At 60.2% G+C, this 26,216-nt stretch carries 27 protein-coding genes; 15 read left to right on the top strand and 12 right to left on the bottom strand.

The genetic code is table 11. The features are described from left to right. Positions 1–15 precede the first annotated feature (15 nt). The 6 genes from ACZ5RG_RS08970 to ACZ5RG_RS08945 all read right to left on the bottom strand — a co-directional run bounded on the left by ACZ5RG_RS08970 (position 16) and on the right by ACZ5RG_RS08945 (position 6,453). Positions 16–1,017 carry a tripartite tricarboxylate transporter substrate-binding protein gene (locus ACZ5RG_RS08970; RefSeq protein WP_298599491.1) on the bottom strand — a complete coding sequence of 334 codons (1,002 nt, stop codon included), beginning with the start codon at positions 1,015–1,017 and terminating at the stop codon, positions 16–18. A gap of 38 nt (positions 1,018–1,055) precedes the next feature. Then, the gene (locus tag ACZ5RG_RS08965) at positions 1,056–1,475 is read right to left on the bottom strand and encodes an acyl-CoA thioesterase (RefSeq protein WP_283222777.1); all 420 of its coding nucleotides are present in this window, start codon (positions 1,473–1,475) and stop codon (positions 1,056–1,058) included. A 10-nt stretch (positions 1,476–1,485) separates the two neighbouring features. Further along, positions 1,486–2,265, bottom strand: a complete 780-nt coding sequence (locus ACZ5RG_RS08960) for an SDR family NAD(P)-dependent oxidoreductase (RefSeq protein ID WP_298598530.1) — start codon at positions 2,263–2,265, stop codon at positions 1,486–1,488. A gap of 154 nt (positions 2,266–2,419) precedes the next feature. Then, positions 2,420–3,670: a thiolase family protein gene (locus ACZ5RG_RS08955; protein ID WP_298598528.1), complete on the bottom strand. Its 1,251-nt coding sequence runs from the start codon at positions 3,668–3,670 to the stop codon at positions 2,420–2,422. 97 nt (positions 3,671–3,767) lie between these two features. After that, the gene (locus ACZ5RG_RS08950) at positions 3,768–5,621 is read right to left on the bottom strand and encodes a feruloyl-CoA synthase (protein ID WP_464446865.1); all 1,854 of its coding nucleotides are present in this window, start codon (positions 5,619–5,621) and stop codon (positions 3,768–3,770) included. Between the two features lie 22 nt (positions 5,622–5,643). Further along, positions 5,644–6,453 carry a crotonase/enoyl-CoA hydratase family protein gene (locus tag ACZ5RG_RS08945; protein WP_298598522.1) on the bottom strand — a complete coding sequence of 270 codons (810 nt, stop codon included), beginning with the start codon at positions 6,451–6,453 and terminating at the stop codon, positions 5,644–5,646. 372 nt (positions 6,454–6,825) lie between these two features. Between ACZ5RG_RS08945 and ACZ5RG_RS08940 the strand changes: the two genes are divergently transcribed. Further along, positions 6,826–7,698 (top strand): amidohydrolase family protein, encoded by an 873-nt coding sequence (locus tag ACZ5RG_RS08940; protein ID WP_298598520.1) that lies wholly within the window; start codon positions 6,826–6,828, stop codon positions 7,696–7,698. Positions 7,699–7,705: 7 nt separating this feature from the next. Here ACZ5RG_RS08940 and ACZ5RG_RS08935 read toward each other — a convergent pair whose 3' ends face one another. The 3 genes from ACZ5RG_RS08935 to ACZ5RG_RS08925 are packed head-to-tail and all read right to left on the bottom strand — an operon-like array spanning position 7,706 to position 9,796. Further along, positions 7,706–9,061, bottom strand: coding sequence for an MATE family efflux transporter (locus tag ACZ5RG_RS08935; protein ID WP_298598518.1), 1,356 nt, complete (start codon positions 9,059–9,061; stop codon positions 7,706–7,708). 38 nt (positions 9,062–9,099) lie between these two features. Then, positions 9,100–9,450 carry an ATPase with chaperone activity gene (locus tag ACZ5RG_RS08930; RefSeq protein ID WP_298598515.1) on the bottom strand — a complete coding sequence of 117 codons (351 nt, stop codon included), beginning with the start codon at positions 9,448–9,450 and terminating at the stop codon, positions 9,100–9,102. 7 nt (positions 9,451–9,457) lie between these two features. Continuing rightward, positions 9,458–9,796 (bottom strand): zinc ribbon domain-containing protein YjdM, encoded by a 339-nt coding sequence (locus ACZ5RG_RS08925; protein WP_298598513.1) that lies wholly within the window; start codon positions 9,794–9,796, stop codon positions 9,458–9,460. Positions 9,797–9,904: 108 nt separating this feature from the next. On the opposite strand from ACZ5RG_RS08925, the gene ACZ5RG_RS08920 reads away from it, so the two are divergent. After that, positions 9,905–11,659, top strand: a complete 1,755-nt coding sequence (locus ACZ5RG_RS08920) for an ABC transporter transmembrane domain-containing protein (protein ID WP_464446864.1) — start codon at positions 9,905–9,907, stop codon at positions 11,657–11,659. 24 nt (positions 11,660–11,683) lie between these two features. Here the strand turns inward: ACZ5RG_RS08920 and ACZ5RG_RS08915 are convergent, their stop codons facing one another. Further along, positions 11,684–13,045 (bottom strand): chromate transporter, encoded by a 1,362-nt coding sequence (locus ACZ5RG_RS08915; protein ID WP_315235821.1) that lies wholly within the window; start codon positions 13,043–13,045, stop codon positions 11,684–11,686. After that, entirely contained in the window at positions 13,042–13,419 is a 378-nt protein-coding gene (locus ACZ5RG_RS08910) for a hypothetical protein (protein ID WP_298598507.1), read from the bottom strand. The genes ACZ5RG_RS08915 and ACZ5RG_RS08910 overlap by 4 nt, the downstream gene beginning before the upstream one ends. A gap of 181 nt (positions 13,420–13,600) precedes the next feature. On the opposite strand from ACZ5RG_RS08910, the gene ACZ5RG_RS08905 reads away from it, so the two are divergent. The 9 genes from ACZ5RG_RS08905 (at position 13,601) to ACZ5RG_RS08865 (ending at position 21,435) form a co-directional block, all read left to right on the top strand. After that, positions 13,601–14,392, top strand: coding sequence for a GntR family transcriptional regulator (locus tag ACZ5RG_RS08905; protein WP_464446863.1), 792 nt, complete (start codon positions 13,601–13,603; stop codon positions 14,390–14,392). 35 nt (positions 14,393–14,427) lie between these two features. Then, positions 14,428–15,594 (top strand): ABC transporter substrate-binding protein, encoded by a 1,167-nt coding sequence (locus tag ACZ5RG_RS08900; protein WP_298598501.1) that lies wholly within the window; start codon positions 14,428–14,430, stop codon positions 15,592–15,594. A 99-nt stretch (positions 15,595–15,693) separates the two neighbouring features. Next, the gene (locus ACZ5RG_RS08895; RefSeq protein ID WP_298598498.1) at positions 15,694–16,560 is read left to right on the top strand and encodes a branched-chain amino acid ABC transporter permease; all 867 of its coding nucleotides are present in this window, start codon (positions 15,694–15,696) and stop codon (positions 16,558–16,560) included. A 1-nt stretch (position 16,561) separates the two neighbouring features. After that, positions 16,562–17,542 carry a branched-chain amino acid ABC transporter permease gene (locus tag ACZ5RG_RS08890; protein ID WP_464446862.1) on the top strand — a complete coding sequence of 327 codons (981 nt, stop codon included), beginning with the start codon at positions 16,562–16,564 and terminating at the stop codon, positions 17,540–17,542. Then, positions 17,539–18,321, top strand: coding sequence for an ABC transporter ATP-binding protein (locus ACZ5RG_RS08885; RefSeq protein WP_298598493.1), 783 nt, complete (start codon positions 17,539–17,541; stop codon positions 18,319–18,321). Before ACZ5RG_RS08890 ends, ACZ5RG_RS08885 begins: the two co-directional genes overlap by 4 nt. Continuing rightward, a complete protein-coding gene (locus tag ACZ5RG_RS08880; RefSeq protein ID WP_464446861.1) occupies positions 18,314–19,054 on the top strand; it encodes an ABC transporter ATP-binding protein in 741 nt (246 codons plus the stop codon). Before ACZ5RG_RS08885 ends, ACZ5RG_RS08880 begins: the two co-directional genes overlap by 8 nt. 27 nt (positions 19,055–19,081) lie before the next feature. After that, entirely contained in the window at positions 19,082–20,134 is a 1,053-nt protein-coding gene (locus tag ACZ5RG_RS08875; protein WP_298598487.1) for an aromatic ring-hydroxylating oxygenase subunit alpha, read from the top strand. After that, entirely contained in the window at positions 20,131–20,439 is a 309-nt protein-coding gene (locus ACZ5RG_RS08870) for a 2Fe-2S iron-sulfur cluster-binding protein (protein ID WP_298598484.1), read from the top strand. Before ACZ5RG_RS08875 ends, ACZ5RG_RS08870 begins: the two co-directional genes overlap by 4 nt. 42 nt (positions 20,440–20,481) lie before the next feature. Then, a complete protein-coding gene (locus tag ACZ5RG_RS08865; RefSeq protein WP_464446860.1) occupies positions 20,482–21,435 on the top strand; it encodes an AEC family transporter in 954 nt (317 codons plus the stop codon). A gap of 7 nt (positions 21,436–21,442) precedes the next feature. On the opposite strand, the gene ACZ5RG_RS08860 is transcribed toward ACZ5RG_RS08865, so the two are convergent. Then, complete coding sequence (locus ACZ5RG_RS08860; RefSeq protein WP_298598479.1) at positions 21,443–22,354, bottom strand: LysR substrate-binding domain-containing protein; 912 nt, start codon at positions 22,352–22,354, stop codon at positions 21,443–21,445. Between the two features lie 259 nt (positions 22,355–22,613). On the opposite strand from ACZ5RG_RS08860, the gene ACZ5RG_RS08855 reads away from it, so the two are divergent. From ACZ5RG_RS08855 to ligA, 4 genes are all read left to right on the top strand, one after another. Next, a complete protein-coding gene (locus ACZ5RG_RS08855) occupies positions 22,614–23,642 on the top strand; it encodes an amidohydrolase family protein (protein ID WP_298598534.1) in 1,029 nt (342 codons plus the stop codon). Between the two features lie 174 nt (positions 23,643–23,816). Beyond that, a complete protein-coding gene (gene ligK, locus ACZ5RG_RS08850) occupies positions 23,817–24,500 on the top strand; it encodes a 4-carboxy-4-hydroxy-2-oxoadipate aldolase/oxaloacetate decarboxylase (protein WP_464446859.1) in 684 nt (227 codons plus the stop codon). A 66-nt stretch (positions 24,501–24,566) separates the two neighbouring features. Beyond that, positions 24,567–25,514, top strand: coding sequence for an amidohydrolase family protein (locus ACZ5RG_RS08845; protein ID WP_464446858.1), 948 nt, complete (start codon positions 24,567–24,569; stop codon positions 25,512–25,514). Between the two features lie 219 nt (positions 25,515–25,733). Continuing rightward, a complete protein-coding gene (ligA, locus tag ACZ5RG_RS08840) occupies positions 25,734–26,216 on the top strand; it encodes a protocatechuate 4,5-dioxygenase subunit alpha (RefSeq protein ID WP_298598470.1) in 483 nt (160 codons plus the stop codon).

Genomic DNA, 26,216 nt, shown 5'->3' with positions numbered 1-26,216 from the left:
AGCCCGGTGGGCAGATCAGGAGTCGACGCTGAAGCCGATGCGCTTGATCAGTGGGCCCCAACGTTCGAGTTCAACTTGCGAGCTCTTGAGCTGGTCGGCAGGTGTGCCGCCGAAGGGTATCAGGCCGACCACGGTCAAGGCGTCTTGTACGCCTTTGTCTTTGAGTGCGGCATTGATGGCCGCATTGGCCGCTTGGATCACGGGCGCGGGTGTTTTGGCGGGGGCGTAAAAACCAAACCACTCTTCGACCGTCAGTTCGGGGAAGCCTTGTTCGGCAAAAGTGGCCACATCAGGCACAAAAGGCGAACGTGTTTTGCCCGAGGTGGCAATGATGCGCATCTTGCCGGCCTTGTGGTTGGCAATGAAGTCACCGTGCGGGGTGAACATGCAGGCGATCTGGCCGCCGACCACATCGGTCACGCCGGGCACCGAGCCACGGTAGGGCACGTGCTTGAACTCGAAGTTCTGGTTCAGGCCCAGCAAAGCGCCAATGAAGTGGGGCGTCGAGCCTGCGGCGGGTGAGCCATAGCTGGCAAGAGCTGGGTTGGCCTTGGCCCAGGCGATGAAGTCTTTCACGTTTTTGACGCTGGCAGGCACCATGGGTCCCACCGCAAAGCCGTGGTGAATCATGGAGGCTGTGCCCACGGGAGTGAAGTCTTCAAAAGGCTTGTATTGCAGATTTTTGAAGATGTGGGGGTAAAGCGAAATGGCCGAGAACGGGGTCATGGCCAACACCGAGCCGTCGGCGGGTGCGCTTTTGAGCAGGTTCAGGGCAATTTGACCGCCAGCCCCTGGGCGGCTGTCGATGATGCCGGCATTTTTGCTGTAAGGCGTGCCGCCAAATTTCTCGGCCACGCGGCGGGCGCAGATGTCGCCCGAGCTTCCGGGTGGGAAGCCATAGAGCACTTTGACTTGCTCGATGGGCAGGCCGCTTTGTGCCCAGGCTTGCTGGAAGGCGGTGCTGCCCAAAATGGCCGCTCCGATGGTGGATTGAATGAATTCGCGTCGGTTGCTCATGGTTGTCTCCTCTTTGGGGTGGTTGGAAAACGGGGGGGTCAGCTGCACAAAGCCTTGATGTCTTCGGGCACCGGGATGGCTTTGATGCGGTCCGGGTCTTCGGGGTGCTTGATGCAAAAGGCGCGCACTTCGGTGCCCTCGCACAGCACGGTGTCGCCGCGCATGACGACATGTTTGTGCACGATGACTTTTTCACGCCACTCCTGCACGCTGGTGTGCACCTGGATGGTTTCGCCATAGGTGGCAGGGCGGATGAATTTGGTGTTGATCTCGAGCAGTGGCGTGCCGATGATGCCGCGCGTCTTGACCAGCTCGCGCCAGGGCGGCACGCCGCATTGGACAAAGAAGTTCAAGGATGAAGCGTCCATCCACTTGGAGAAATTCGGAAAGAAGACGATGCCTGCGGGGTCGCAGTCACCGAACATCACTTGCACTTCGTAAACAACGGTTTTGCTCATGGGTGTTCTTTCAACGGGGGGCCATGCGCAAAGCACCGTCAAGGCGGATGACTTCGCCATTCAGGTGGTCGTTGCTGACAATGTGGCAGGCCAGTTCGGCAAATTCGCTGGGCTTGCCCAAGCGCGCGGGAAAGGGGATGCTGGCGGCCAGCGATTGCTGCACCGGCTCGGGCAAGCTTTTGAGCAAAGGGGTGGCAAACAAACCGGGGGCGATGGTGCACACGCGGATGCCGTGTTGTGCCAAGTCGCGTGCCATGGGCAAGGTCATACCCGCCACGCCGGCCTTGGATGCGCTGTAGGCTTGCTGGCCCACTTGGCCGTCAAATGCAGCGACCGAAGCAGTGAAAACCATCACGCCACGAGCGCCATCGCTTTGGCCATCTTGCGCCAAGGGGGCGAGCTTGGCGCAGGCGGCGGCAAACAGGCGCGCGGCGTTGTAAGTGCCGATCAGGTTGACGTTGATGACTTTGGCGAAATCTTCGAGCGGGGCGGCGTTGCCGTCTTTGCCAACCACGCGCTTGGCGCTGCCGATGCCAGCGATCTGCATCAGGATGCGGGCCGGGCCATGCGCTGCCGCAGCCGTTTCGATGGCATGCTGCATGCTGTCCGGGTCACTCACGTTGCACAGCACCGCAAGGCCGCCGATGTCTTGGGCCACGCGCTGCGCGTTGTCCATGTTGAGGTCGAGCACCGCGACCTTGGCGCCCAGACGGGCCAGTTCGCGCGCTGTGGCTTCGCCCAGGCCCGAGCCACCGCCGGTGACCAGAGCTGCTTGTCCTTGTATGTTCATGTTGGTTCCTTTAAGTAGGCGTCGTTCAGGTATTTGTCATGCCCGACTTGATCGGGCATCCAGGCTCAGCGAAGGCATGGATTCCCGCATTCGCGGGAGTGACAAAAAATTGAGAATGACATAGGTAGGGGAAGTCAAAGTCAATCGCATCAATTCAAGTGCCTTCTGGGTTTTCGATCAAGAGCGCAATGCCTTGGCCGCCGCCTACGCAGGCGCTGGAAATGCCGTAGCGCAGACCTGAGCGCTTGAGCTCACGTGCCAGCGTAATGGTCAAACGCACACCGGTTGCGGCCAGCGGATGGCCCAGCGCAATCGCGCCGCCGTTGACGTTGAGCTTGGACAAATCGAGACCGAGCTCACGGCCCACAGCCAGGGTTTGTGCGCCTTGGGCCTCGTTGATTTCAAAGCGGCCGATGTCGGACAGCTTCAAGCCTGTGCGCTCGAGCAACAAACGGATGGCGGGCGCCGGACCGATGCCCATGATCTCGGGTGGCACACCCACCGCTGCCGCGGCGACCACGCGCGCCAAAGGCTTTTTGCCGTGGGCAGAGGCATACGCGCCGGATGTGACCACGCAAGCCGCAGCAGCGTCGACCAAGGCCGCGCTGTTGCCCCCGGTTTGTACGCCGCCTTCATAGACTGGCCTGAGCTTGGCCAGCACTTCCACAGGCGAAATGCGGGCGTGGGTGTCAGCGTTGATTTCGGTGACTTTGCCTTGCAGCTTGATGCCACGGGCCTTGTAGCCTTCGAGCTCAAATTTTTCGGTGATCACCGGCACGATCTCGCCCGCATGAAATCCGGCTTCTTGCGCAGCCACCGCTTTGGCGAACGAGTCGGACGCAAACTGGTCCACTTCTTCGCGGGTGATGTTGTATTTTTTGGCCAAGTTCTCTGCGGTCTGGATCATGTTGATGCCAGCGGCCGGGTCTTTCAGTGCTTCCCACATGTAGTCCTTGAAGCCCACGGGCGCACCCAGCTTGAAGCCGGTGCGGTGGTCAAAGGCGGCAATCGGATTGCGCGTCATGCTCTCGGTGCCAACCACCAGCGCGGCTTCACAGGCGCCTGCTTCGATCTGTTCACCGGCTTGGCGGAACAACTCGAAGCCCGTGCCGCAAATGCGCTGGGTCATGATGGCGGGCACTTCTTGCGGCACACCCGCGTAAAGGCCGATGTGTCGGGGAAGGAAGAACTGGTCAAAGTCGCCAGGGGCCATGTTGCCGGTGATGACCGAACCGATTTCGGTGGCGGCGATGCCCGCGCGCTTCAGTGCCTCGCGAGCGGCCTTGATGCCCAGGTCGGTGGGCGAGATGTGACCCAATGCGCCGCAGTAATCGACCATGGGTGTGCGCACACCTTCGTGCATCCACACATCGGCAAACGCGTTGAAAAATCCTTTGGCTGTCATTATTTTTCCTAGAGTTTTGTCATGCCTGACTTGATCGGACATCCATGTTCATTGAAGGCATGGATACCCGCGTTCGCAGGTATGACAAGTGAATGGTTTACGTTTGGGGCTTGACGATGCAGTGCAGCGTGTCGCCATGCAAGGCGGCCACGGTGTCGGCCCGGTGCGTCAGCACTGAGCGCTGGTTGATCGAGCCTTTGTCGGTGATTTCGCCTTTGTCGATGGTGGGCGGTTCGGACAGCAGACACAGGCGGGCGATGCGGTTGGCACTGCCCGTGCCGGATTTGGCCAGTTCATTGACGATGACCTGAAATTTGGCCAGCACCGGGGCTGACGCCAGCACGTCTGCCATCGGCACCTCTGCGCCCAAGCCGCTCAACGCTCTGACGGCAGGCGTTGGGAAGATCATGGCGCCGACTTCTTTCATGTTGATGCCGGTGAGCACCGCGTCTTGAATGTAGGGCGCACCCGCGGCAATGATCTTGCCGCGCAGTGGGCCAACGCTGACAAAGGTGCCGGTGGCCAGCTTGAAGTCTTCGGCAATGCGGCCATCAAATTTCAGACCCAGGTGCACATCGGTTTCGTCGATCCACTTGACGGCATCACCGGTTTTGAAAAAGCCTTCTTCGTCAAAAGCGCCCGCGGTTTCCTCGGCGTTGCGCCAGTAGCCGGGTGTGATGTTGGGGCCACGGTAGCGCACCTCGGTTTTGCCCTGCATGTCCACCAGTTTGAGTTCCAAGCCAGGCGTGGGAACGCCCAGATCACCGGCCTGGACGAAGGGGGTGGTCACGAAGATGCCGAATGGACCTGACTCGGTCATGCCTAAACCTGTGCCCATGACGATGCGCTCGCCCACTTCACGTTCTTGCGATTCGTAGAGACTGTCCCAGATCGGTTGCGCCAGCGCGGCACCGGCGTAGAAGAACATCTGCACGCGCGACAACAGCGTCTTGCGCAGGGCATCGTCGGTCTTCATGGCGTTGGCAATCGCTTCAAAACCGGTGGGCACGTTGAAATACACCGTGGGGGCGATCTCGCGCAAATTGCGCAGCGTTTCGTTGATGAGCGCGGGCGTGGGCTTGCCGTCGTCAATGTACAAAGTGCCCCCGTGGTAAATCACCATGCCCACGTTGTGATTGCCACCAAAGGTGTGGTTCCAAGGCAGCCAGTCGACCAGTACCAGCTCTTTCTCGGCCAGCACGGGCATGGACTGCGCCATTTGCTGTTGGTTGGCACACCACAAGCGCTGGGTGTTGATGACGGCTTTGGGCAGCTTGGTCGAGCCGCTGGTGAACAAAAATTTGACGATGGTGTCGGGGCCAGTGGCGGCCATGGCGGCCTCAACGGCGGGTGTGGCAACGGTGGCACACAGGCTCTCGAATGTTGACACGTCGCGGCCTGTTACGTCGCCTTCGACCATCACCACTTCCATGTCATCACTGACGGTGGCTGCAATGGCTTTGGCGTAGCGGGCATCCGATGCGAACACCAGGCCCGGTGTGACCGTGCGCAGCACATGCTTGAGCTTGTCGTAGTCCACGCTCACCAAAGAGTAGGGCGGCGAGGTGGGCACATAAGGCACGCCCGCCACCATGGCACCCAGCGCGAGCAGGGCGTGTTCTAGGCTGTTTTCGCTCAAGATGACGATGGGCCGTTCGGCATTCAGCCCTCGGTTGATCAGGCCTTGTGCAATGCACCTGGCCGTGTCCCAGGCTTGGACGTAGCTGATGTGTTTCCAGTCACCCAGAGTGCCGTCGGCTTGCTTGACACGCCGCGCCATGAAGGTGCGCTCGGGTTTGGTTTGGGCCCAGTGCTGCAGGCGGTCGGTCATGCGTTGTGCAAACGGCTGCAAAGGCTGTTCTGCCGTCAGGTAATGCGTGCCGGGCACGCCGTCACGCAGATTGACACGGGTGACGCCGAACTTCAGGGGGCGGAATTTGGGGGCGCTCATATTTGTCTCCTGCGACCGTTGTTCAGTCGGCTTTTTTAACTTTGGCGGCCTTGCCTTCTAAAAAGGCACGCACGCGCGCTTTGGCTTCGGGCGCGGCCTGGGCGATCGACGAGATCAATGCCTCGGTGAAAAAGCCATGGTCAGCGGGTTGCTCGGCAATGCGGGGCAGGGCGTGCATCAGGGCGAAATTGGTCAGCGGTGCATTGGTCGCGATGCGTGTGGCCAGTTCCAACGCCTTGGCCAAGCTGGTGCCAGCAGGCACCAGGTATTGCGACAAGCCCACGCGCTCACCGTCTTGCGCGTTGTAGACACGGCCCGTCAACATCATGTCGGTCATGCGTGCAGCGCCAATGAGCTTGGGAATGCGCACCGAGCCGCCACCGCCTACAAAAATGCCGCGCGTCCCTTCGGGCAATGCAAAGAAGGTGCTGTCATCGGCCACGCGAATGTGGCAAGCACTGGCCAGCTCCAGACCACCACCCACCACAGCGCCGTGCAGGGCTGCGACCACAGGCACGCGGCCTTGCTCGACCGCGTTCAAAGCCACATGCCAGCTGCGCGAGTGGTGAATGCCTTCACCTGCATCGCGCTCTTTGAGTTCCGACAAATCGAGTCCGGCACAAAAGTGATCGCCTTCACCGTGGATCACGGCAGCACCGGCTTGGGCGGGCAGATTTTGAAACACATCGCGCAGCGCTTCAATCAGGCCGTCGTTCAAGGCGTTGCGCTTGGCTGGACGGCACAAACGCACCACGGCAACAGCACCTTGCATCTCCAAAGTGACGCCATGGGCAGCGGCGCGGTCGTAAATGGGCGTGTTCAAGTCAGTCATGTGCGTTGTGTCCGTTCAGGGCTCGGGTCAAACCGAGGGTGCTTAAAAGGTTATTGTTGATAACGATTATTGTGCGTGGTTCGTGCGTTTTATGAGCTTGGTGGTTTCCCTAGGTTGGACGCACTTCCATTTGAAATAGCCCACTTTGAAGTACCTCGCAGCAGCTTGCCCGCGGTCTGCGCGTCTGCCTTTTCCTTGTCTCAAGGGCGGCTGCTTTGGCGACCGTGCTGTCTATACTTGCCTTCCTCAGGACGTGATGTGTACCCGGCGCGGACGGGTGTGGGGTGACACCCAAATGGGAACTTTTTGATCATGGCGGCGGCCTTGTCCGCAGCCCACCGTTCCATCCTCTTGAAATTTTGGAGTGACCCCATGAGACACGAAGATCTGATCGCCATCGACATTCACACCCATGCCGAAGTGAGTTGCTGGAACCCCTTTGACAACTACGGCGAGGAATACGACCGAGCCGCCGACAAGTTTTTTGGCAGCAACCGCCGTCCAACCATTGACGAGACCGTGGCTTATTACCGCCAGCACAACATGGGGTTGGTCATGTTCACGGTGGACAGCGAATCTCAGTTGGGTCGCCGTCGCATTCCCAACGAAGAGATTGCCAAGGCCGCGCGTGAAAACAGCGACATGATGATTGCCTTTGCCAGCATTGACCCCCATAAGGGCAAGATGGGCGCACGCGAAGCCGAGCGCTTGATCAAGGAAGAAGGCATCCGGGGCTTCAAGTTTCACCCCACGGTGCAGGGCTACCACCCCTACGACAAGATGGCCTGGCCGATCTACGAAGTGATCAATGCGCACAAAATGCCAGCCATTTTTCACACGGGTCACAGTGGCATCGGGTCGGGTATGCGCTGTGGCGGTGGCCTGCGACTGGCCTACAGCAACCCCATGCACCTGGACGATGTGGCGATTGACTTCCCCGACATGCAGATCGTCATGGCTCACCCCAGCTTTCCGTGGCAGGACGAGGCGCTGAGTGTGGCTACGCACAAGCCCAATGTCTGGATCGACCTGTCGGGCTGGAGTCCCAAATACTTTCCCAAACAACTGATTCAGTACGCCAACACGCTCTTGAAAGACCGGATTTTGTTTGGCAGCGATTACCCGCTCATCACTCCGGAGCGCTGGATCAAGGACTTTGAAGTGGCGGGGTTCAAACCCGAAGTGATGCCCGGCATCTTGAAGGGCAACGCCGTGCGTTTGCTGGGCTTGGACAAGGCGAGTTGATGGCCACTCAGCGCGATGGCCCCCATGGCGTGAGCTTCACGGCAGCGGCTGTGACCACGCCATAAAGCACCATGGCCACTGCCACCAGCACGTAAAAATGGCCTGCAGTGGCCTGTTGTTGCGCCAGCCAGTAGCCTGCGCCGGCTACCAGAATCAGACGCACCGTGCCCGCCAGCACCGGCCCGATGACCTGTCCTGCGCCTTGCGATGCAAAGTAGAGCGTCAGGCCCAAGCCAAAAAATGCAAAGGCCGGACCGGTCGTTACCAGGTATTGCCTCGCATAGCTCAATACGGCTTCGTCTTGTGTGAACAAGCGCGCCCAAGCATCAGGGGCCAGCGTGACCACTGCACCGATCAGCCCCAAATTGAAAGCCGATACGGCACCTGCCACCCAAGCGACGCGCCTTGCCCGTGCCACCTGGCCCGCACCGATGGCCATGCCCACCATGGGCACCGAAGCCACGCCAATGCCGAAGGCAATGGGGATCAACAAAAATTCCAGCCGCTGACCGATGCCGTAACCGGCCAGTGCTTCCGTGCCCTTTTGGGCCAACAGGCCAGTGAAAATCAAAATCGCCAACACCGATTGCACGGGCGACAGGCAGGCCACAGCGCCCACTCTGAGGATGTCGGCAAACATGCGTCCTTGCAGCTGCAAGCTGTCCAGCTTGAGCGTCAGACGGCCTTGGCCGCTGACCAGGTACCAGAGGAAATACACCACCCCCGCCGCAGTGGCGATGATGTGCCCAAGCGCCACACCCACCATGCCCATGGCCGGCACGGGGCCCGCACCTAACGCAAGCACGCCGCCCAATGCGATTTGCAAAACCGCTGTGGCCACCAGTGCCACAGACGGCGCACGCATATTGCCCGTGCCCCGAACAATGGACGCCAGCGTGTTGATGAGCCAGACCAGCAAAGCGCCTGCAAACAAGACCTGGCCGTAGCGCACGGCTTCTGTGAGCACTTGGCCTTGGCCGCCCAGCAGGGCATAAAAAAATGGCCCCCAGATCAAAAAGATGGCGCTGTACAGCACACCCGCGCCCAAACCAATCACCAAGGCATGCAGCAGCAAGGTGTGTGCTCGCGGCAAGTCCGATGCGCCCAAGGCACGGCTGATGGCCGCCGACACACCACCGCCCATGGCCCCGGCCGACATCATTTGCGTGAGCATGGCAAACGGAAACACCAAGGCCATGGCCGCCAGTGGGGCGGTGCCCAGACGGCCTACGTAGTAAGTTTCGGCAATGCCCACCAGCACGGTCATGACCATGGCCATCACATTGGGTGCGGCCAAGCGCAGCAAGGTGGGCAAGATCGGGGCGGTCAGCAGGCGCTGCAGGTCATGGTGCGGAACAGTCATGCCAGCATCTTGGCAGCTTGCGAAGCCAGGGCGTTAGCTTAGGTGACAGGCTTGATCGGCTCTTTGGGGATTGGCGACTGCAGTAACTGGGCCATCGGCCAGTTGAGCAACTCCGCCAGGCGACACACCACCCAGCGTGCTTCGGCGGGCGAGACCACGGCGGGCTCGGCCAGCAGTCCCAGCTCGCATTGCTGCAGCACCAGTTCTTCGGTGATGCCCAGGGTGAATTGCATGTTGGCTGCTTTTTCGGTCAACAGGTTGGCCAGGTCTTCGCACAGCTCATAGCGTTCGACCATCTCGTGCTGGCCGATGCGCGGTTTGATTTTGCCGGGCAGCACATACAAGGCCGTGAAGCTCTCCGGCATGTCAATCTGGTTGTCTTCGCTCATGCCGATATCAGACTTTTTTCACAAACTCGGTTTTGAGCTGCATCGGGCCAAAGCCGTCAATCTTGCAATCAATGTCGTGGTCACCTTCGATCAGGCGGATGTTTTTGACCTTGGTGCCCACTTTCACGACCGAGGACGAGCCTTTGATCTTCAGGTCTTTGACCAAGGTCACGGTGTCGCCGTCTTGCAGCACATTGCCGTTGGCGTCTTTCCAGATTTTGGCGGCTTCTGCCGTGGGCGCTTCAGCGGGGTTCCATTCATGGCCGCAACTGGGGCAGATCAGCAGTTCGCCATCGGGGTAACTGAATTCGTCTTGGCATTGGGGGCAAGGGGGCAAAGTGTTCATGGTGGTCTGGTCAGGCGAAACCCAGATTGTCCTCTGCAAACACCCTGAAATCAGGCGGACGTTTTTGCCGGTATGCTCGCAACGACCATTTTTCGATGACTGCTGCCCATGTCCGCCTCTCCCAAATCGCTATCGGGCCTGGTCCCTTTTTTGAAGCCCTACCGTCTGGCCTTGGCTTTGGCCGCCTTGTTTTTGTTGTTGGCAGCGGGTACGACGCTGGCTTTCCCTTGGGTCTTGCGTCAGCTCATTGACCAAGGCCTGTCCACCGGGGCGTCGGTCGAACAGTTGTCGGGTAACTTTTTGCAGCTTTTTGGCGTAGCGGCGGCTTTGGCGGTGTTTTCTTCTGGGCGTTATTACACCGTCAGCTGGTTGGGTGAGCGCATCACAGGCGACCTGCGCAATGCGGTGTACAGCCATGTGCTCCGGCAAAGCCCTGCCTTTTTTGAAACCACGCAGTCGGGCGAAGTGCTGTCACGTTTGACCAGCGACACCACCCTGGTGCAAACCGTGGTGGGCTCGTCTTTTTCAATGGGCTTGCGCAACCTGGTCATGGGCGCTGGGGCCTTGGGCATGCTGGTCTGGACCAACCCCATTCTCATGCTGCAGGTGGTCGCGGTGCTGGTGGCGGTTATTTTGCCCAGCGTGTACCTTGGCCGCCGGGTGCGCCGTTTGTCGCGCGCCAGCCAGGACAGGGTGGCCGACTCCAGCGCCATCGCCTCCGAGGTGCTGAATGCCATCACCGTGGTGCAAAGCTACACCGCTGAGGGACGCGAAACCCGCCGCTTCATCGATTCAACCGCGCGCGCCCTGGGCACGGCGCTGGGCCGTATCCGTGCACGGGCGGTGCTGGTGGGTTTCATCATCATGGCCTCCAGCGCGGTCTTGCTGTGGGGTTTGTACATGGGCACGTTGGCCGTGCGGGCAGGCACCAGCACGGCGGGCCAGCTGGGCGAGACGGTTTTTTATGTCATCTTGCTGGCCAGCGCCTTTGCGGTGCTGGGTGAGGTTTATGGCGACATGCTGCGGGCCGCCGGCGCGACCGAACGCTTGATGGAATTGCTGCACACCGAGTCGAACCTGAAGATCGTCGCACAGCCGCAACAGCCCGCTTGGCCGCAGGGCGGTTCGTCTTTGCAGCTGGAGTCGGTTCGGTTTCACTACCCCTCACGCCCAGACACGTGGGCGCTGGACCAGCTCAATGGGCAAGTTCACCCGGGTCAAACGGTGGCGGTGGTCGGCCCTAGTGGTGCGGGCAAAACCACTGTGTTCGATTTGTTGATGCGCTTTCACGACCCACAGTTCGGCCGCATCGTGCTCGACGGCGTGCCGATTGACCAGATGGACCTGCACGATCTGCGCCAGCGCATGGCCATCGTGCCGCAAGAGCCGGTGATTTTTTCGGGCTCGGTGATCGAGAACATCCGTTACGGCAGGCCCGATGCAAGCCTGGCAGAAGTGCAGGCCGCAGCCGAAGCGGCCTATGCGCAGGAGTTCATTCGCGATCTGCCCGAGGGCTTTGACACTTACCTGGGTGATCGGGGCGTGCGCTTGTCGGGCGGCCAGCGTCAGCGCATCGCCATTGCGCGGGCGATTCTGAAAAACCCACCGCTCTTGTTGCTGGACGAAGCCACCAGCGCGCTGGATGCGCAAAGCGAAAAAATGGTGCAGGCTGCGCTGGACAAAGCCATGGTGGGCCGCACCACACTGGTGATTGCGCACCGCCTGGCCACGGTGCAACGCGCGGACGTGATCTGGGTGCTGGAGCGTGGTCGCCTGATGGAGCAGGGCACCCATGCCGAGTTGCAAGCCAAAGGCGGGCTTTACGCGAGCCTGGCTGCGCTGCAATTCAATGCCGCGAGTTGAGCCAGTTGGTGCAAGCCGCAGGGCTTACAACAAGGCATACCTCAGCAAACCGAGCACGACACAGGCTGCCAGCACGCGCACCACGGCATAGCCTTTCTTGACCAAGGCCCATGTTGCCAGCAGGGTCAGCAAGAGCGCGCTCAGGTCGGGCAGCATGTGCCAGCCGCCAGGCAGCCAGGTCTGGCGGGCAAACACACCAGCCAGGTGCACGATCACGCCGATCACGGCCGCCGTGATGCCTTGCAGTGGCCCGGTCAGCGAAGGCATATGACGTGTCGATTCGACCAGCGGCCCACCTGCCAGGATGAACACGAACGAAGGCAAAAACGTGAACCAGGTCACCACGCAAGCGGCCACAATGCCGCCCAGCAGTGGATAGCCCAGCAAGGCTTGGCTGTGCCCACCCAAAAAACCCACGAATGCGACCACCATGATCAGCGGTCCGGGTGTGGTCTCGCCAAGCGCCAGGCCGTCCATCATTTGCGCTGCCGTCAGCCAGCCGTATTGCACCACCGCTGCCTGCGTCACAAAAGGCAGTACGGCGTATGCGCCACCAAAAGTTAGTAAAGCCGCTTGTGTAAAAAAGCCACCCATTTGCGTGAGGGTGTGGCCTGCGCCGAACAGCAGGGCAATCAGCCCCAAACTCAGCGCCCACAAACCCACACCCAGGGCCAGTGCGCGCCATAAACGGTGCGGACTGAAATGGGTGTGTGGCTGCTGGGGCGAGTGGTCATTCAGCCAAGCGGCGGTCTCTGCGGCAAGGTTTGGCGTGGCGGCGTTCACTGGCACTGCTGCGGCAAAAGACGACACGTTTGCCGATGGGCGTGTGCGCTGCTCTGGATGCGTGCGTGACATCCAATAACCCACGCCTGCCGACCCCAAAATGATCAGTGGAAACGGCAAACCCCACAACATGCCCAGCAGGGACAAACTGGCCAGAACCCACAGCCAGCGCGCTTTCAGGGTGCGTTGGGCCATGCGGTGAGCGGCGTGCAGCACCAGTGCCGTCACGGCGGGCTTGAGGCCCCACAGCAGTGCCTGAGCCCAGGGGTGGTTGCCCCAAGCGGTGTAGGCCCAGCTCAACACCATCAACAACACCAAGGACGGCAGCACAAACAAGGCCCCCGCAGCGATACCGCCTCGGGTGCCGTGCATCAGCCAGCCGATGTAGGTGGCCAGTTGCTGCGCCTCGGGGCCGGGCAGCAGCATGCAGTAATGAAGTGCATGCAGGTAGCGCTTTTCCGATATCCAGCGGCGGCGCACCACCAGCTCTTCGTGCATCAGGGCGATCTGTCCGGCGGGCCCGCCAAAACTGATGCAGCCCAGCCGAAACCAGAATTGAAGTGCCTGCTTGAAGCTGACGGGCGACGGTGTGTGTGGCGTCATGGCGCACCCCAATGGTCGCGAAAGGCCTGTGCAAAGCTGGGCGTGCCGCTCAGGCTCAAGCTCAGTTCGATGCGCTGGTCTGAGGCCGGGGGCGTGATGGTGATGTCGCGGGTGACCGGGCTGAACGTGATGACCGCAGTCACCGGAGGCTGGCCGCTCGGGTGCAGTGTGGCTTGCAGGTCAAAGTCCCAGTTCGCACCGTCTTCCAGCGAACCGGGGCCTTGCGCGTCAAAACAGAAGGCCCAAGCCAACACCTGCGACACCTCTTGCAGCAGCGCGCTGTTGTGATGGGTTTGTGGCTGCGCCAAGGCGTCCCAGCAGACCACGCCATCGGCGTCTTCGCTGCAGTCAAAGTCCAGTAATCGCAAATCCATCAGGGCGCTCCTCGAATGAGGGCTTGATTGTCGCCGCCCTGAATCGCCACGCGAGGCATCTTGCTGAATACATAAACTATGTTTAATGCTTAAAAATTGGGCAAAAATCGAGGATTAAGGGATTGCCTGTATACAGGTTTGGCCTTCTTGGTGGTTTAATGCCATTTTTACCAGCCTGTCTATGTCTGTACCATCCGTTCGCATCCAGGAGTCTGAAGCTGCCGAAGAAGGCGGCTCGCAAGCCGTCAAGGCACAGCAACGCCTGCGCGAATGGATTTTGGCGGGCGACTTGCCCGGAGGGAGCCGGATCGCCGAATTGGCCTTGGTGGAGCGATTGGGCATGTCGCGTACCCCCATCCGTGCGGCCCTGATGCGCTTGGGCCAAGAAGGCTTGCTTGAAGCCCTGAGCAGTGGCGGTTATGCGGTGCGTACCTTTTCCGAGCGCGAAGTCGCCGATGCGATTGAGTTGCGCGGTACGTTGGAAGGCTTGGCCGCTCGCTTGGCAGCAGAGCGCGGTGTGCGCCCGGCGGTGCTCAAGCACGCCACAGAATGCCTCGACCAGATTGATCTGCTGCTGCGCCAAGGCGCACTGGACGACGACAGCTTTTCGGCTTATGTGCGTCTGAACGGGCAGTTTCACAAGCTGCTGTCTGGCATGGCCGACAGCGCGGTGCTGGCACGCGAGATCGAACGCGCATCGAGTTTGCCTTTCGCCTCTGCTTCGGGCTTTGTCGGTGTACAAGCCCACAACCCTGATGCCCGCGACATGCTGATGGTGGCGCAACACCAGCACCGGCAAGTGCTGGACGCCATTGCGCAGCGTGAAGCCGGTCGCGCAGAAGCCTTGATGCGAGAGCATTCGCGCTTGGCCAGGCACAACCTGGGCCTGGTCATGCAAAACCCGCAGCAAGGGGGCATGCCGGGTGTGCAGCTCATTCGCACGCAAAAGAACACACCGCTTTCTCAACGCTGACTTTTTAATTCTGCTTTCAACAACTGGAGACCTGCATGCAAAAACGATTTTTCCTCCGTGCCATCGCCTGCGCCGCTGTCGCGGCCAGTGCCACGACGGCCATGGCGCAAGACAAGTTCAAGATCGGCCTGATCTTGCCCATGACAGGCCCCTTTGCCTCGACCGGCAAGCAGATCGAAGCCGCAGCGCGCCTGTACATGGCGCAAAACGGCGACATGGTGGCGGGTAAAAAGGTGGAGCTGATCGTGAAAGACGACACCAGCGCCCCCGACGTGACCAAGCGCATTGCGCAAGAAATGGTCGTTAATGACAAAGTCAGCGTGCTGGCCGGTTTTGGTTTGACGCCGTTGGCGTTTGCCACGGCACCAATCGCCACCCAATCCAAAACCCCTTTGGTGGTGATGGCGGCAGCGACTTCGAGCATCACGCAAGCCTCTCCGTTCATCGTGCGCACCAGCTTCACCTTGCCCCAAGCCGCCGTGGCGATTGCCGATTGGGCACCCAACAATGGCATCAAGAAAGTTGTGACTCTGGTGGCCGATTACGGCCCAGGCATCGATGCAGAAAAGTACTTCAAGGACCGCCTGATCTTCAATGGCGGCCAGGTGCTCGACACCCTGCGCGTGCCCATGCGCAACCCCGACTTTGCCCCTTTCCTGCAAAAAGTACGTGATTTGAAGCCCGATGCGGTCTATGTGTTCGTGCCCTCGGGCGCAGGTGCTGCGCTGATGAAGCAATTCGCCGAGCGCGGCATGGACAAAGCGGGCATCAAGCTGATCGGTACCGGCGACATCACCGATGACGATATTTTGAACAGCATGGGCGATGTGGCCAATGGCGTGGTCACTTCGCACCACTACTCGGCATCGCATAACTCGCCCTTGAACAAGAAGTTCGTGGCTGCTTTCGAGAAAGCCAACAACGGCCTGCGTCCCAACTTCATGGCCGTGGGCGGTTACGACGGCATGCGCGTGATTTATGAAGCGGCCAAAGCCACCAAAGGTGCGGGCGGCCAGGCCTTGCTCGACGCGATGAAAGGCCAGGTGTTTGAAAGCCCCCGTGGCCCGATGTTCATCGACGCGCAAACCCGCGACGTGGTGCACAACATCTACATCCGCAAGGTGGAAAAGGTGGGCGGCCAGCTTTACAACCAAGAGTTCGCGACCATCAAGGACGTGAAAGATCCGGGCAAGGCCCGCTAATCTGGCAGATGACTGTCATGCCCGATGCGTTCGGGCATCCATCTCTTGCAGGCTCGCGCTGCGTGTGCGCAGCGTGAGCCGCACCCAACTTCAAAACACATGTTGACCATTCTTTTCGACGGCATCGCCTACGGCATGCTGCTTTTCATCCTGGCGGTCGGCTTGTCTGTGACCATGGGCTTGATGAACTTCATCAACCTGGCGCACGGTGCTTTTGCCATGGCGGGCGGGTATTTGACGGTGGTGCTGATGCAACGCTGGGATGTGCCCTTTTTGTGGTGTCTGCCCTTGGCATTTGCGGGCGCTGCCTTGTTGGGCGCGGTGCTCGAGCGCACGCTTTACCGCCACATGTACCGCAAGCCACACCTGGACCAGGTGTTGTTTTCGATTGGTTTGGCCTTCATGTCGGTGGCCAGCATGGATTACTTCATGGGTTCGCAGCAACAGATCATGCAGCTGCCCGAGTGGCTGCGCGGTCGCACCGAGTTGTGGGATGGCGCTTTGGGCATGGGTCATTACCGTTTGTTCATCATCGCCGTGTGTGCGGCGCTCACGGTGGGCCTGCAATTCATTCTGGCCAAGACCCGTTTTGGCAGTCGCTTGCGTGCCAGCGTGGACGATGCCCGTGTGGCCTCAGGGCTGGGCATTCGGGTGAACCTGGTGTTTGCCGCCACCTTTGCCGTGGGCTCTGGCCTGGCTGGTTTGGGCGGGGCTTTGGGCGCCGAAGTGCTGGGACTGGACCCCACCTTTCCGCTCAAGTTCATGGTGTACTTTTTGATCGTGGTGGCCGTGGGCGGCACCTCGTCGATCACCGGGCCGCTGTGGGCGGCGCTGTTGCTGGGCGTTGCCGACGTGGCGGGCAAGTACTACATGCCCAAGCTCGGTTCGTTCATCGTTTACTCGCTCATGATCGCGATCCTGATCTGGCGTCCGCAAGGGCTTTTTGTGCGCAAAGGAGGCCGCTGAAATGGAGGCTCGTCAACAACTTTTATCCAGCGCCCGCATTCGGGGCTGGGAGCCATTGGTCTGGCTGGTGGCTTTTGTCTTGCCTTTCGCATTGCCAGGTCATGCCCTGATCGTCAACGAGGTGGCCATCGTCGCTTTGTTTGCGGTGTCGCTTGACCTCGTGTTGGGCTATACCGGCATCGTGTCGCTGGGGCATGCGGCGTTTCTGGGTTTTGGTGCCTATGCCGCGGCCCTGTTTGCCAAGCATGTGATGCCCGACCCTTTGGCAGGACTGATTTTTGGCACTTTTTGCGCCACGCTGCTGGGCGCGGTCTGCTCGCTCACCATTTTGCGCGGCACCGATCTGACGCGACTCATGGTCACGCTGGGCATGGCGCTGATTTTGATGGAGCTGGCCAATAAGCTCGATTGGCTCACGGGCGGCTCGGATGGTTTGCAAGGTGTGGTGATGGGCCCGGTGCTGGGCCGGTTCGAGTTTGACCTGTATGGCCAAACCGCAGCCTGGTACTCGCTGACCGTCTTGCTGGCGCTGTTTGTGCTGGCGCGGCGCTTTGTGCATTCGCCCTGGGGCGCCACGTTGATGGCGGTGCGCGACAACCTGCTGCGGGCCATGGCCATTGGCATCCCGGTGCACAACCGCCTGGCTGTTGTCTATACCGTGGCGGCGGCTTTGGCTGGCGCAGCGGGTGCGTTGATGGCGCAGACCACTGGTTTTGCTTCGCTCGATGTGTTTGCGCTGGAGCGCTCGGCCGACGTGATGCTGATGCTGGTCATCGGCGGCGTGGGCTGGCTCTATGGCGGGGTGGTGGGTGCGGTGGTGTTCAAGCTCATGCACGACGTGATTTCCGGCATCACGCCGCAATACTGGACCTTCTGGATTGGCCTGTTTTTGGTGGTACTGGTCATGGTCGGGCGTGAACGCCTGATCCGCCCATGGCTGTGGGTTGGCCGTGCGGCTGACCAGAAAGGCGGTGCGCAATGAACGCATCAGTTGTTAACCCACCCATCGTGTTGAAGGCCCAAGGTCTGGTCAAGCAGTTTGGGGGCATCACGGCCACGGACAAGGTGGATCTGGCGTTGCGTCTGGGCGCACGCCATGCGCTGATTGGCCCAAACGGGGCGGGCAAGACCACGCTCATCAATTTGTTCACTGGCGTTTTGCCGCCCACTTCGGGCCGCATTGAGTTGCTGGGCGAAGACATTAGCCAGTTGGCCCCTTACCAGCGCGTGCGCCGAGGCCTGGTGCGCACCTTTCAGATCAACCAGTTGTTTGCCAGCATGACGCCTTTGGAAACTCTGGCCATGGTGGTCTCGCAGCAGCGCGGCCTGGGCGGGCGCTGGTGGCAGGTCTTGGGCCAAGACAGGGCGGTGGTTGAGCGCTGCGAAGCGCTGCTCGAATTGTTTCGCCTGACCGAAGTCATGCACCAGCGCACCGAGTTTTTGGCTTATGGCAAGCGCCGTTTGCTGGAGATGGCGATCGCGCTGGCCTGTGAGCCCAAGGTCTTGTTGCTCGATGAACCGGTGGCGGGCGTGCCCGCAGGCGAGCGCGAAGAGCTGCTGCAGACCGTGGCGGCCTTGCCTGCCGAGGTGTCGGTCTTGTTGATCGAACACGACATGGATCTGGTGTTTGAATTTGCCGACCGCATCACGGTGCTGGTCAATGGCGCTGTGTTAACCGAAGGCACACCCGAAGCGATTGCGGCCGATCCGCAAGTCAAAGCGGTGTACCTGGGGCATGGCGAGGAGGTGGCCCATGGCTGAATTGTTGAAAGTTGAAAACCTGCGTGCAGGTTATGGCGAAGCGGTGGTGTTGAACGACATCAGCCTGTCGCTGGGCGAGGGTGAAACCCTGGCCTTGCTGGGCCGCAACGGCACGGGCAAAACCACCCTGATGGACACGCTGGCCGGGGCCACGCGCCAACATTGCGGGCAGATCTTTTTGGGTGGCCAGCCGCTGCACACACTGCCTTCGCACGAGCGTGCTGCGGCGGGCATTGGCTGGGTGCCGCAAGAGCGCAATATTTTCAAATCGCTCACGGTGCACGAGAACCTGACGGCGGTGCAGCGGCCTGGGCGCAAAGGGCCAGGTGGGCGCGAGAGCCGAGCCTGGACACCCGAGCGCGTGTACGAGATGTTCCCGCGCCTGGCCGAGCGCAAGACCAACCTGGGCACGCAACTGTCGGGTGGCGAGCAACAAATGCTGGCCGTGGGCCGTGCGCTGGTACTCAACCCGCGTTTGCTGCTGCTCGATGAGCCGCTCGAAGGGCTGGCCCCGATCATCGTGGAAGAGCTGCTGCGTGCGATTGCCCGCATCACCCGCGAAGAGGGCTTGTCGGCCATCATTGTGGAGCAGCACCCGCAAGCGATTTTGCGCATCAGCCACCGCGCTGTGGTGCTGGACCACGGCAACGTGGTGCACGCCAGCGCTGCTGCCACCTTGCAGCAAGACCCCGAATTGCTGGACCGCTTGCTGGGCGTGGCCCGCAAGCTTTGAATTTTTTTGATCATCAAGAGGTGAAACATGTTCATTAAAAACACCTGGTATGTGGCCTGCGCCATGACCGAACTCGATGCCTTGGGCAGCAAGCCCCTGGGTCGCACCATTTGCAACGAAAAGATGGTTTTTTTTAAAGGCCCCGAGGGTCGGGTCGCGGCGGTGGAAGATTTTTGCCCGCACCGTGGTGCGCCCTTGTCTTTGGGCAATGTCTGTAACGGCAAGCTGGTGTGCGGCTACCACGGCCTTGAGATGGGCTGCGAGGGCAAAACCGTGCACATGCCCGGTCAGCGTGTGCGCGGTTTTCCGGCGGTCAAGAGCTATGCCGTGGTCGAGCGTTATGGCTTTGTCTGGGTCTGGCCCGGCGATCAAGCCCTAGCGGATGAGGCGCAAATGCCGGTGTTCGAATTTTTTGACAACCCGGCCTGGGCTTATGGCGGGGGGCTGTACCACGTGCAGGCCGACTACCGCCTGATGGTTGACAACCTGATGGACCTGACGCACGAGACTTATGTGCATGCCACCAGCATCGGCCAGCCCGAAATCGACGAGACGCCTTGCACCACCACGGTAGAGGGCGACAAAGTCATCTTGCAGCGCCACATGGAAGGCATTCAGGCCCCTCCGTTTTGGCAAATGGCCATGAGCGCCAACGGTCTTGACCCGCAGGCCAAGGTTGACCGCTGGCAAATTTGCCGCTTCAGCCCGCCCAGCCACATCATGATTGACGTGGGCGTGGCCCTTGCAGGCAAAGGTGGCTTTGACGCCGCGCCCGAGCACAAGGCCTACAGCGTGGTGGTGGACTTCATCACCCCCGAGAGCGAAACCTCGCATTGGTACCACTGGGGCATGGCCCGCCAGTTCAAGCCCGAAGACACGGCCTTGACCGACAAGATCCGCGCGGGACAGGGCGGCATTTTTGGCGAAGACATGGAAATGCTGCAATTGCAGCAAAAGAACATCACGGCTTGGCCGGACCGTAAGTTGTTGATGCTCAACATCGACTCAGGCGGCGTGCAATCGCGCCGCATCATTGACCGTTTGCTGGCCGAAGAAAACAAGCCCGGAGTGACCGCATGAACACCACAGACCTGACCCAAAGCCCCCTCACTGACGATGGCAGTTTTGAGGTGCAACTTGAAAAGAGCGGGCAAATTCTGCGGGTCACCAAAGACCAGTCGATTCTGAAGGTGCTGCAAGACGCGGGGCACGACGTGCCGTTTTCGTGCTCAGAAGGCATTTGCGGCACCTGCTTGACCAAGGTGGTCGCGGGCACACCTGACCACTGGGACATGTTTCTGACGCCCGAAGAACAAGAGGCCAATGACCAGATGCTGATTTGCTGCTCACGCAGCCAGACAGCGAGGCTGGTGCTTGATTTGTAAATTGGGCCAAGCGCTTGCCTGATCGCGTTCACACACACCACGATGAACTCAACTCTGGAAATTCTGGGCATCACCGGCCCCATTTACCTGGCCATTGCGCTGGGCTATGTGTTCACCCGACAAGGGGTGTTCGCCAAAGCCGACATGCAGGTGTTTGGCAAGTTCACCCTCAATTTGGCCTTGCCTGCGCTGCTGTTCAATGCGCTGTCGCAGCGCAGCATCGGTGAGATCCTCAATGCCCACTACCTGCTGGCCTATGCGCTGGGCTCGATGGGGGTGATTCTGGGCGGGCTGTTTTGGGCTCGCAAAGTCAAAGGCCACAGCCTGAGCTACAGCAGCATGATGGCCATGGGCATGTCTTGCCCCAACAGCGGCTTTGTGGGTTATCCGATCATGTTGCTCACTTTCGGCCCGGTGGCCGGGGTGGCGCTGGCGCTGAACATGGTGGTCGAGAACCTGTTGATGATTCCCTTTTTGTTGGCGGTGGCTGACGCAGACGGCGGCCATCCCGGTCAGTGGAAGCAGGTGCTGTGGCAAACCCTGAAGAACCTGGCCAAGAACCCCATGATCTGGGGCATCGTGGGCGGGTTTTTGTTCTCACTTTCAGGCTGGGCCATGCCCGCACCCCTGGGCCGCACGGTCAATTTGTTTGCACAGGCCAGTGCGGCCTTGTCGCTGTTTGTGATCGGCGGATCGCTGGTGGGCTTGAAGGCCGACGGCCTGCGGGGCACGGTGTCGCAAATCGCCTTCGGTAAATTGTTCTTGCATCCACTGGCCATGTGGGTGGTGTTGGTGTGGCTGGTGCCGATCGCCGATCCGGCTCTGCGCTCAGCCGCCTTGCTGACCGGGGCCTTGCCCATGCTGGGCATCTACACCATCTTGAGCCAGCGCCATGGGCACGGTGCCATCAGTGCCGCTTCCTTGCTGGTGACCACCGTGGTGTCGTTTTTCACGCTCAGTGCTTTGTTGTGGGTGATGCGGCTCTACCCCTTCTGAGCCGGTTTCAGTGCGGGGTGAGCCATTCACGGGCCATCTCGTCAATCAAGGTCAATGTAGCCTGCTGGGTCAAGGTGGTGGGCCGCAAAGAGCTGACAGCCGTGGTCAGTTGAATGGTCAGCGCTGGCGCTGACACCTGCCGCACCGAAAACGCCGAGGGCCGCACCGATCGCATGACGGCGTTGCGTGACAAGATGGCGTAGCCTGCGCCATCGGCCACCAAGTCCAGGATGGCGCTCACGCCGTCAATCTCCAATGCAATCTGCGGGCGGCAGCCAATGGCGGCCATTTCTGACTCGACATGCATGCGGATCGCGTTGGGCCGGGTGGGAATCACCAATGGCAGTCCGGCAACGTCTTGCAAGCGAATGGGCGGTGGAGGAGGGTCTTCTTGCAGGCCTGGTGGGCGTGGTTGCACCAGCAGCAATTCTTCTTGCACCAAGGGCCGGTGTTCGATGCCGGGCACTTGGCTCGGGTTGTAGAGCACGGCGATGTCCAGGCGTCCGTTTTGCAGGTTTTCTTGCATCGCACTCGACAGGCCTTCGCTGATGGACAGTTGGGCTTCTGGCATCTTTTGGCGGAACGCCCGCGTCAATGGCACGGTGAGCACCCGCGCCACACTGGGCGGCAGGCCCAAGGCCACACGTCCCGTCAGGCCGGTGCGCACCCGACCCAGCTCTTCGCGGGCACGCTCGACCTGGTGCAAGATGCCTCGCCCGTGCTCCAGCAACAACTGCCCGGCTTGCGTGGGGGTGGCGCCCCGGCCATTGCGGACCAGCAGGTTTTGCCGCAGCTCCACCTCCAGCAGGCGCACCTGGCGGCTGAGCGCGGGCTGGGCGACGTTCAAGGCCTGCGCGGCGCGGGTGAAACTGCCCAGTTCGGCCACGCGCACAAAGTATTCAAGTTGTTTGAGGTCCATGGGCATTCTTTCCGTTGCCATGATTTTGTCATATCCACGGCTTGGTTATGCGAATTTGTTCTAGCTGGTAGTGGGGACGGGTGCTGGGTTTTGGCCGAGTGAGCCTGCACAATCTGCGCTTGAAATCTTGCAGATCGCTGGCTTGAGCCCCGAAGATCTGTGCCCCGAAAACCAGGCCGAGGCTCAAGCCAGCGAGCTGCAGCCGTCGACCCAAAAAATGCCATCTACCGAGGAATCCGACATGAGCCAAACCAAGCCCTTGATCATTGACGTGCACGGTCACTACACCACCGCGCCCAAGGCGCTCGAAGACTGGCGCAACCGCCAGATCGCGGGCATCAAGGACCCCAGCATCAGCCCCAAAGTGTCCGAGCTGAAAATCAGCGACGACGAACTGCGCGAAACCATCGAAACCAACCAACTGGCCAAGATGAAAGAGCGCGGATCGGACATCACCATCTTCAGCCCCCGCGCCAGCTTCATGGCCCACCACATTGGCGATTTCAATGTCTCGTCCACCTGGGCGGCGATTTGCAACGAGCTGTGCTACCGCGTGGCGCAACTCTTTCCCGACCACTTTGTGCCTGCGGCCATGCTGCCCCAGTCGCCCGGTGTGGACCCGGCCACCTGCATCCCCGAGCTGGTCAAGTGCGTTGAGCAATACGGCAACGTCGGCATCAACCTCAACCCCGATCCGTCGGGCGGCCATTGGACATCGCCACCCTTGTCCGACAAAGCCTGGTACCCCATTTATGAAAAGATGGTCGAGTACGACATCCCCGCGATGATCCACGTGAGCACCAGCTGCAACAGCTGCTTTCACACCACCGGCGCGCACTACCTGAACGCCGACACCACCGCCTTCATGCAGTGCCTGACCAGCGACTTGTTCAAAGACTTTCCGACGCTGAAATTCTTGATCCCGCACGGCGGCGGCGCAGTGCCTTACCACTGGGGCCGTTTCCGCGGTTTGGCGCAAGAACTCAAAAAGCCCTTGCTGTCTGAGCACCTGCTGAACAACATCTTCTTTGACACCTGCGTTTACCACCAGCCGGGCATTGATTTGCTGACCAAGGTCATCCCGGTCAAGAACATTTTGTTCGCGTCTGAAATGATCGGCGCGGTGCGCGGCATCGACCCCGAAACCGGCCACTACTTTGACGACACCAAGCGCTATGTGCAAGCCACGGCCAACCTGAACGACCAAGAGCGTTACATGGTGTTTGAGGGCAACGCCCGCCGCGTGTTCAAGCGCCTGGACGACCAGTTGACGGCCAAGGGCCAGTGAGCAAGATCTTGTCAGTCACCTCGTTTTGTCGCTCTGCTGCCCTGTTGTCATGCCCGACTTGATCGGGCATCTATGCCCCTCGATCCCCGCCTTCTTGGGGATGACAAACACAGGATGCGTGCCCAATACGCGTTTTTCTGGCGTGATCGCCTAAATTTGAATCAGGAGAAAACCATGTACGAACTCGGCGTTGTTTACCGCAACATCACCCGCGCAGACCGCGCAACCGCTGACGGCTTGGCCGCTTTGGGCTCGGCCACGGTGCACGAAGCCATGGGCCGTGTCGGTCTCATGAAACCCTATATGCGCCCCGTCTATCCGGGCGTGCAAGTGTCGGGCACCGCCGTGACCGTGCTGCTGCAACCGGGCGACAACTGGATGATGCATGTGGCCGCTGAGCAGATTCAGCCAGGTGACATCGTGGTGGCGGCAGTGACTGCTGAATGCACCGATGGCTATTTTGGTGACCTGTTGGCCACCTCGTTTCAGGCTCGGGGTGCCCGCGCCTTGATCATCGATGCCGGTGTGCGCGATGTGAAAGAGCTGCAAAAAATGAATTTCCCGGTCTGGAGCAAAGCCATCTCTAGCAAAGGCACGATCAAGGCCACCTTGGGTTCGGTCAACGTGCCTGTGGTGTGTGCCGGCATGATCGTGCAGCCCGGTGATGTGATCGTGGCCGATGACGACGGCGTGGTGTGCGTGCCTGCCCACTTGGCCGCCAAGACCTTGGATGCCGCCCAAAAGCGCGAAAGCTTCGAAGGCGAAAAACGCGCCAAGCTCGCCTCTGGCGTGCTGGGCCTGGACATGTACAAGATGCGCGAGCCCTTGGCGGCAGCGGGTCTGAAGTACATCGATTGATCAACCTGCAACGACACAAAGGACAAGAGGCTGTGCAGCCTCTTGTCCGTTCACGAAGGAGCGAAGATGAGCAAACCCACAACAGGTGATTTCACCAAAACCGCTGGCTGGATGGACTGGTACAACGGTCCGAGCAAGCCGGCCTTCAAAGTGCCCGCAGGTGCGGTGGATGCGCACTGCCACGTCTTTGGACCCGGTGCCGAGTTTCCCTATGCGCCCGAGCGCAAATACACGCCTTGCGATGCCAGCAAGCACCAGCTGTACGCACTGCGTGACCACCTGGGGTTTGAGCGCAACGTGGTGGTGCAAGCCACCTGCCACGGCGCTGACAACCGCGCCATGGTCGATGCACTGCTCAACTCAGGCGGCAAAGCGCGTGGCGTGGCCACGGTCAAGCGCAGCGTGACGGACGAAGAAATCCAGGCCATGCACGACGCCGGTGTGCGCGGTGTGCGCTTCAACTTCGTTAAGCGTCTGGTGGATTTCACACCCAAAGACGAACTGATGGAGATTGCAGGCCGCATTGCCCAATGGGGCTGGCATGTGGTGATTTACTTTGAAGCCGTGGACTTGCCCGAGCTGTGGGACTTTTTCACCGCTTTGCCCACCACCGTGGTGGTGGACCACATGGGCCGCCCCGATGTGTCGCTGCCCGTGGACGGCCCGCAGTTTGCGTTGTTTCAAAAGTTCATGCGCGAGCACAAAAACGTGTGGAGCAAAGTGTCTTGCCCAGAGCGTTTGTCGGTGACTGGCCCCAAGGCTTTGAATGGCGAGAAAGACTTGGAGTCGGGCGCCTACAAAGACGTGATCCCGTTTGCCAAGCGCATCGTCGAAGAGTTCTCGGATCGCGTACTCTGGGGCACCGACTGGCCACACCCCAACCTGAAAGACCACATGCCCGATGACGGCCTGTTGGTGAACTTCATCCCGCACATCGCGCCAACTGCCGAGCTGCAAAAGAAGCTGCTGGTGGACAACCCGATGCGCTTGTATTGGCCCGAAGAGGGGGTCTGAGTCTTTATCCCTCATCTCCGTGACAGCGGGCATCCACTGAGTGCTGGGCCATTCTTGTAAAAACAGGCATCCATTGCCGTGGGGTTGTCCTCCTTGCGAAGGCGTGGGTCCTTGGTTTTAAAGGCATGAATTTCCGCACTCTCGAAAATGACAGAGAGACGAAACGATGACACAGACAACAGCGTTGCTTTGCTGAACAGAAACTGAAAGGAACTCGATATGGCTTTAGACAAACCCTACAAAGACGTGCCCGGCACCATCATTTTTGATGCCGAGCAGTCCCGCAAAGGCTACTGGATCAACCAGTTCTGCATGTCCCTCATGAAAGCCGAAAACCGCGAACGGTTCAAGGCCGACGAACGCGCTTATGTGGATGAGTGGCAAATGACCGAAGAGCAAAAGCAGGCGGTGCTGGCCCGCGACCTGAACTGGTGCATGCGCACGGGTGGCAACATTTATTTTCTCGCCAAGATTGGTTCAACCGACGGCAAGAGTTTCCAGCAGATGGCGGGCTCGATGACCGGCATGACCGAAGAGGAATACCGCAACATGATGATCAACGGTGGTCGCAGCGCAGAAGGCAATCGCTACATTGGCGAAAACGGCGATGCGCAGGCGCACAACCAGCCCCAAGGCGCCGCCGGTCAGCAGATTCACGCAGCGGCTCAATCGGCCCTCGCAGACGCCAAGAAAGGAAACTGA

This window comes from Limnohabitans sp. TEGF005 (assembly GCF_055394835.1).
Note: the sequence above shows the minus strand (reverse complement) of the source record. Positions and strands in the feature narration are given on the sequence as shown.